Consider the following 6360-nt stretch of genomic DNA (forward strand, 5'->3'; position numbering starts at 1 on the left):
GATTTGGGTCAGAAATAATGTCAAAATTCCAATTGAAAATAATTGTCTCAAAGTTTTGTTCATATTGTGCCTAACGTGATTGTGTATGGTTAGTTGCGTGGTTAAGTAACTAAATTAGCAAACTTTTACGAACCCGTGAATATTCCGCAGGAATATTCGCAAGTAGGCTAGAACCAAGCAATTAATTATACACGGTGTTACAGCACGTATTTATTTTCAGTTTTATGGTAATTTAAAAGTCGGATTATCGAAACAGCTTTCCGAATATTTTTTTCCGATTAATTGTTCGATAATTTGTCCTGTTTTTAAATGACAATATTTATGACTTTCGGCAAAGTCCAATATTTTATTAATTCCATCAGACAAAGTTCCAGAACTTTCTATTTCGAAAATTTCTAACCAATCTTCATTTACTATTACATAATAACGATTTTGGTCATATTCCTCATTTAAGAATTCAAATGAATAAACTCCACAATCAATATTTTCTTTTTTGTCAATTCCATAATAGATTTCGAATGTTCTAACCATTAAGAATAAATCATACTCAAAGTAGTATTCTATATTTTCAATTTCGTTTTGTTTTACAAGAAATTCAGCAAGTTTTAATCTTAGAGATTTTAACTCATAAGTGCTTTTAGTTGGCTTCAACTCAAATTCACAATTTTTATTCAATCGACGATTTGGATTTCTATTTATCCTAAAGTGAATATCTACTAACCTTGAAATATAGTCTTGTATGATTTCTGCACAATATTTTTGCTCGTTCGCAAATTCTAATGTTCTTGCAATTGAGTCTTTCAGTCCTTGTAAGGTTGAGATGTCTAAAATGCTAAATGAATTATTTTCGATAATAACAAAAAACGAAAGACTGTGACTTGAAGCATTATTAAAAACATAAATTCCATTTAATAGTTCATTTTCTAATTCTTTTCGGTGAATTCCACCAAAGTATAGGTTCAGATTTTTGGTAGTGTATGCTTCTAAATTCTTTATCTGCTTTTTCTTTACTAAAAATTCAGCAAGTTCAAGTTTTAAATTTTCCACAGTCAATTTTTCGGTTTCTTGACAAAAACCAAAGTTTGATACAAGTAAAATTGTTATTAGAAGTACGATTCTCATATGTGCTGTAACGTTAATGTATATGGTTTGTTGCGTGTTTTAAGCACTAAAGTTAGTAAATAAAAACTGAATAGAAAATCCGAGAGGATTTTCGTAAGTAGGCTAGAACTAGCAATAAATTATATACGGTGTTGTAGCCAGTTTTTATCTCATCCACCCTTCGATTATATAATTTTTTTCAAATACTTTCTTTTCCTTTTCACCATTTTCTGGTTTGAACCAAATTTCAAACCTTGCTCCATATGGTTTTCCCCAATCCCCTTCATAAATTGTAAAATGGTCGTTTGTTCCAAATTTTTTCAATTTCCCATTAGTGTTTTCAATTCTAATTGAAGAACGTTCACGTAATCTAGATTCTGATAGCTGGACTTCTTGGGTTATTTCATAAACTTTTAAGTAAACAGTTCCGTTTAAATTTGAATCTGTCCAAAAGTCGTATTCATAAAGTCCTGGTTGAAAAGAATTATATAGCTGAAAGTCAATATTTTTTCTTTCGATTTCTGATGTAGGACGTAAGTATTCAAAATCTTCGCCACTCAATAAATCAATTGGATAATCTAATTTTACGTTTTTTGGCAATTCCAAATTGTCAGTAAAAGTATCATTATCTGGTCCAAATATTGTCATAAATGTAAACGCAAAAATTCCAATTACAAAAACTACGCAAAATGAAATTCCTAAATTAAGAATTCCCGCCAGCCATTTCTTATTAAATAACTGAATGATACCTGCGATAACTAAAAATAAAAACCCAATAACTCCTATGAAATATGGATTTGGAATTTGTAAATAAGAAGCAAAAAAGAAAAGGAATACTGATAGAAAAAAGGAAATGGTCGGAATCCACCACTTTTGTATTATATATTTTCGGATTAAACTTTTCATTTTTTTTTAATTGGCTACAACGGTTTCGTATAAGAATAGTTGCGGGTTTGCGTGCGAGGAATTTCCGAAGGAAATTCAGACGTAGCAAACACGCAACGACCTTTGATTTAGCACTAAACCGCAATTATTTTTATACATTGTTGTAAACAGTATTTATTTTATTTCCTCTTTTAGATTCAAAATCCATAAATCTGCCATATATTTTAATTCGTTATTTTTTGTTATTTCTCTCATAATTTGAAAATCAGAAATTGCCTTTTGAAAATCACTTTTTTTATGATATAAAAAACCTCTTGCTAAATATGCACTCTCAATATTTGAGTCCAATTTAATTGATTGATTTATTAGTTTTTCTGCTTGTTCAAAATTTTTATTGACTATTTCTAATTCAGATAATCTTATTAAATTGACAGTCTTATTTTCGTTATTATTAATTTTTTCCAGCAATTCATTTCGTTGAATTTCCGTAATCTTTCTGTTAGAATATTTATTTAGTAGAACTTCGTTAAAATCCTTTTGATACTGTTCGCAATTAGAGATGAGATTTTTTGTCAATTTGGTCAACTCTACTTTATATAATTCCTCCGAATTCAGTTTTTCGTTTTGATTCAGTTCAGCATTGAATTCCGATAAACAACCATTTAATTTTTGGTCAAATTGTGTAAGTTCAGATTCAGAATAACAATTACATATCGATTCAGTAGAATAATTTTTATTCCTACAGCCTGATAAAATCAATAAGCAAATTAGAATTCTAAAAGTTTCTCTCATATTGTTTACAACGTGTTTGTGTATGGTTAGTTGCGTGGTTAAGCAACTAATTTAGCAAATAAATCACAGATAGAATATTCCGCAGGAATGTTCGTAAGTCGGCAGTGACCAAGCAATTAATTATACACGGTGTTGTACACCGTTTTTATTTCCGTTTCAATATTTGTTGGACATATTTTCTGTGATTTTCAAAGCCGTTTTTCTCTGGATTTTCCAAGTCAACCATTCCATCAATTCCCGAGTCATAAATTTGCCAATTATGTTTTTTTGCTAATTCAATTAGTTCGTAAAGTCCATTTTCTCCATATAAGCTTAACATTGTATTGCTCACGGGTTCATTATGAACAATAAAGTCAATTGTGAAATCAGTTCCGATTATTTCTCTGTGATTTTCATCTTTTTTAATTCGGTCAAATGAGTTGCCCAAAATCCCATCAAAATCAGTCGGTTCGAGTTGATTTTCATCCAATTCCGCAACTGATTCTATTTTCTGTTTTGAATTAAAAAGTACAATATCCCAACTCATAATTATTCTGTCATTATTCCTGATCGGTCTAAATATTCGCCAATCGAATATCTTGGTAACCCTTTTTCATAACCTAACCTGTAAAATCCAATTCCGTTACTTAATTGGTCATTCACTGATTCTTGAATTTCTTTTGCTTTTAAAATTATATCAAGTTTCGATAATTCCGATTCGCTTTCTATAATTTCTCCTTTTTGATAACCACCTTTTTTTCCAATTGGAACCAGAACAATTTTGTTCGTATTTAATTTCCGATTACTAAATTCAGATTTTAAGTTTTCAATTCCGTCAGCATCAAATGAGTTCCAATTAATTTTTTTTGTTCGTCCGAATCTCATAGGTAAGTCAGGTCGGAAATACTTGAGTTCCTTTTCGGTCAATTCTTGAAAATCAATTAATTCAGATTTACTTTTAAAAAAGTCAGTTGACATTCTGTAAAAAATACTTTTTCCTCTAAAGTTCTCTGAAAAAGTCCAATTATTTTCTGACCATAAACAGTCATAAAAGACTTCGTATTCATCAAGTCCGATTATTCTAAATGGCCTTTCGTCAAATTCTGTTTTATAAATTTCTCCTAATTTCAATTCTTTCTATCGGTTTTCTCAAATGGTGTACAACGTTGTTGTATATGGTTTGTTGCGTGGTTAAGCACGTAATTTAGCAAATAAAAACCGAATAGAAAATCCGCGAGGATTTTCGTAAGTAGGCTAGAACTAGCAATAAATTATATACGGTGTTGTGCAACGTTTTTATCTTATTGATATTGGTGGTGGTTTCGAAATATCTTTTCTCAATTCTCTTTTTAATTCAGTCGAGTCAATATTTAAGAATATAAGATTTTTACTTCGCATTAGTCTTTGTATATCATCTTTCCCTCTTATGTTCAAGAGATTAATCAATAACTTAGACTTAGAGGCTTTACTGTGATGTATAATTACAATTGTTTTAATTTTTGATTTTAAATTATTCACAAAGTCAAATACTTCATTAATATAATCTTCATCTGAAGTATCTAAAGAATGACCAAAAAAGAAAAATTGAAAATTTGAATTCTTTCTTTTTTCGAAGTCAGTAATAAATTCAAAATCAGTATTGTTATTTAATTTTTGATAGTACTTAGTAAATGGTAAAAAATATCTCTTATCTAAATCATCATTTGGAATTTCATTAATGCCTAAAACAATTTCATTGGAATCTGAATCAATTTTTCCGTGTAAAAAACTTGTCTTATTTACTTTTTTATAGATTTTCTCAAAAGTTGGTGTGTAATTAAATGTATAGTGTTTTGTTATTGTTAAAAACAAGCTTTTGTCAACTCTAGTTTTTTGATTGTCATAAAATGGAAATACGAAAACCTCAAAATATAAATTGAATATTTTTTTAAAGTCTTTTAATTCCTCTATTAATTTTTGAGTTATTTTATTTAGGTCTACATCTATAAAGAAATCATATTTTTTTATAAGGTAATTTACATTTAAAGTGATGTCAAAATTTGCATCTAGAGTAATTATATTAAATCTCTTTAGTACTTGTAATATCTCAACGTCATTATTAAATAGCAATGGTTTATAATTTATTTTATCTTCAGAAAGTGAACCTTTTGAAAATATATTGTCTTTGATGTATTTTACAGATGTGAATAGATTATTTAATACATATTCAATTTTATTTTCAAAGTCAATCCAAGTTTCTATTTCCAATTCGTTTTGGAAAAACTGGAACCATAAATTATTTTGAATTTCAATTTTTAAAGTTTCGATTTTTTCATAATCGAAACTAAACACTTTATATTTTTCAGTTATTTGTTCATAATTGGAACTGTTACTATAAACAGAGTCAAAATCAATATCTCCGTAATTGTGAAGTGAGTTTAATATATTAATAAAATCGCTATAAGATGTAGGTAAACCTAAGCTTAAATCAAATCCATTTCCTGTAATTAATATTTTTGGCATAGGTTTTTCTCAAATGTTGCACAACGGTCTTGTGTATGGTTAGTTGCGTGTTTAAGTAACTAATTTAGTAAACAAAAACGAACGCGAGAAAATTCCGAAGGAATTTTCCAAATAAGCACTTGCCAAAGCAATTAATTATACACGTTGTTGCCACACGTATTTTATTTTTCCTCAATTGTTATTAATTTGTCAGAATTAAACATTTCGGCTGGGGAAATTACTTTTTCATTCGCAGGTATATTTTCTCCATATCTTTCTTTCATTTTATTCTGTACAATTTCATTAGATAAGTCAAAGTCAGAAAGTCGTTCAAGTTTTCCAATTTCGATATTCGCTATTTCTTTATAAATTTTCCAAACGAGTTCAGAGCAATATATTTTATCGTCAGACCATTCGAAGTATATATCATAAGGTTTTCCTTTAAATTTTTCTCCGTAAACTTTCATTTTCTCTACAACTCTTTTTGTTAAGATACTTTCAGAGTTTTTAAGTCGTTTAACAACATAATGTCCATTTTCTCCTCGATTTATCCATTCTTGTATTGGTGTTAACTTAACTGGCTGAACTGCTTCATAAACAAAATATTTTCCGTCATTCTCGTATATAATTCCCATATGACTGTATTTCGAGTTTGTCGCCAATTGAATTGCTTTACTTTGACTCGATTTTGATGTTTGGAATATTATATTTCCATTTTTCAGTTTATCATTAGTATAATTTTCAATTTTAGCAGTTTCAGTTTGTGTTGGGTTGTCATATTCCAACGTTTTCATATAAATGTAAAAAGTAGTAATTGGTAATAATCCAATTAGTACTTGCCAAAATCTGAAGTTGGGAAGTCTTTTAGTGATTTTATTAATTGTCAAGAATAAAATTCCGATTGCCATTGAAATGAAAAAGAGATAAGTAGGCCACATATCTTCAGTAAACATTCGGATATTCATTACTAATCCATAAACAAGATATGCAATTCCAAATATCCCTAATGGTGTCGTTAAGTTCTTCATTTATATGTGTGGCAACGTGGTTGTGTATGAGTTAGTTGCGTGGTTTGGCAACTAAGTTACTAAATATTTACCGAATAGAAAATCCGAGAGGATT

7 protein-coding genes are annotated in these 6360 nt (G+C 28.9%); all 7 read right to left on the reverse strand.

Translation table 11 applies throughout. From position 1 onward, the window contains the following. Positions 1-222: 222 nt before the first annotated feature. The 7 genes from HM981_RS17170 to HM981_RS17200 all read right to left on the reverse strand — a co-directional run bounded on the left by HM981_RS17170 (position 223) and on the right by HM981_RS17200 (position 6266). Complete coding sequence (locus tag HM981_RS17170) at positions 223-1122, reverse strand: hypothetical protein (protein WP_179340033.1); 900 nt, start codon at positions 1120-1122, stop codon at positions 223-225. Between the two features lie 144 nt (positions 1123-1266). After that, a complete protein-coding gene (locus HM981_RS17175) occupies positions 1267-2007 on the reverse strand; it encodes a hypothetical protein (protein WP_179340034.1) in 741 nt (246 codons plus the stop codon). A 153-nt stretch (positions 2008-2160) separates the two neighbouring features. Then, positions 2161-2778, reverse strand: a complete 618-nt coding sequence (locus tag HM981_RS17180; RefSeq protein ID WP_179340035.1) for a tetratricopeptide repeat protein — start codon at positions 2776-2778, stop codon at positions 2161-2163. A gap of 145 nt (positions 2779-2923) precedes the next feature. Further along, complete coding sequence (locus HM981_RS17185) at positions 2924-3304, reverse strand: hypothetical protein (RefSeq protein ID WP_179340036.1); 381 nt, start codon at positions 3302-3304, stop codon at positions 2924-2926. 2 nt (positions 3305-3306) lie between these two features. After that, positions 3307-3888 carry a hypothetical protein gene (locus HM981_RS17190; RefSeq protein ID WP_179340037.1) on the reverse strand — a complete coding sequence of 194 codons (582 nt, stop codon included), beginning with the start codon at positions 3886-3888 and terminating at the stop codon, positions 3307-3309. A gap of 165 nt (positions 3889-4053) precedes the next feature. After that, the gene (locus HM981_RS17195) at positions 4054-5259 is read right to left on the reverse strand and encodes an AbiH family protein (protein ID WP_179340038.1); all 1206 of its coding nucleotides are present in this window, start codon (positions 5257-5259) and stop codon (positions 4054-4056) included. A gap of 161 nt (positions 5260-5420) precedes the next feature. Beyond that, complete coding sequence (locus HM981_RS17200; RefSeq protein ID WP_218846498.1) at positions 5421-6266, reverse strand: YiiX family permuted papain-like enzyme; 846 nt, start codon at positions 6264-6266, stop codon at positions 5421-5423. Between the last annotated feature and the right edge of the window lie 94 nt (positions 6267-6360).

Origin of the sequence: Winogradskyella ludwigii, from assembly GCF_013403985.1 — a bacterium.
In the GTDB taxonomy this organism is placed as follows: Bacteria; Bacteroidota; Bacteroidia; order Flavobacteriales; family Flavobacteriaceae; genus Winogradskyella; species Winogradskyella ludwigii.